Here is a 987-nt window from a genome sequence, read left to right as displayed (position 1 = left end):
CTAGACGAGTAGTTCCGATGTCAGGGGTCGATGTCTGGGTATGAAGAGAGGGCATCCAGGATCATGTTGTGACGCAAGACCTGGACACCCTCTTGACCGCACTGTACGTGAAGATCGACGACACCATCCGCACGCCCCGGTGGCGAGGCCGGCCACCGCTGCTCACCGACTCCGAGTTGGTCTGCCTGGCGGTGGCGCAGGTCTTGCTCGGTGCCCGCTCGGAGGCGCACTGGATCCGCTACGCCCGTGTCCACCTGGCCGGCATGTTCCCGTACCTGCCGCAGCGGCCGGGCTACAACAAGCGGCTACGCGCGGCGCTGCCGCTGGTCAAGAAGGTGATCCGGGATCTGGCCCGCGATAGTGACTTCTGGTTCGACAATCACTGGATCGTCGACTCCACCCCGGTCCCGTGCGGCATGTCCCGGCCCACCGTGCAACGCTCGGACCTGGCCGGCTGGGCCGGCTACGGCTACTGCGCCTCACACTCCCGGTTCTTCTGGGGGCTGCGGCTGTACCTGGTGTGCACCCCGACCGGGATGCCGATCCTGTGGGCCCTGGCCAACCCGAAGATCGGCGAACGCGAGGTCCTGGCCGCGATGCTGGAGGTCGAGGCCGGGGTGGTCGCTGAGCATCCGGGCATCCTGCTGATCACCGACAAGGGCTTCGCGTCCCGGGCGTTCGAGCGGGACCTGGCCGAGCAGGGCATCGAACTGCTCCGCCCGTCACGTAAGCGAGAGAAGGCCCGCTACGGCGAGCCGATGCTCAAGAAGGTCCGACAGTTGATCGAGTCGGTCAACGACACCCTCAAAGGCCAGCTCGACCTGGAAGAACACGGCGGACGGACCTTCACCGGCGTTGCCGTGCGGGTGGCCCAGCGTCTCCTGGCCATGGCTGCCGCCATCTGGCACAACAACAAGACCGGCGCACCCGTCACCCGGTCACTGATCGCCTACGACCACTGACCGGGATTCGGAACTACTCGTCTAG

Annotated in this window: 1 protein-coding gene; it reads left to right on the top strand. The window is 66.2% G+C overall.

All coding sequences use genetic code 11. The features are described from left to right. The first annotated feature begins 68 nt into the window (after positions 1-68). Positions 69-962 carry an IS982 family transposase gene (locus tag AC1WTP_RS34415; RefSeq protein WP_109900039.1) on the top strand — a complete coding sequence of 298 codons (894 nt, stop codon included), beginning with the start codon at positions 69-71 and terminating at the stop codon, positions 960-962. Positions 963-987: the final 25 nt, after the last annotated feature.

This window comes from Micromonospora sp. R311, from assembly GCF_056780015.1.
The sequence above is the reverse complement of the archived record's forward strand: the minus strand, read 5'-3'. Positions and strand labels throughout refer to the sequence as shown.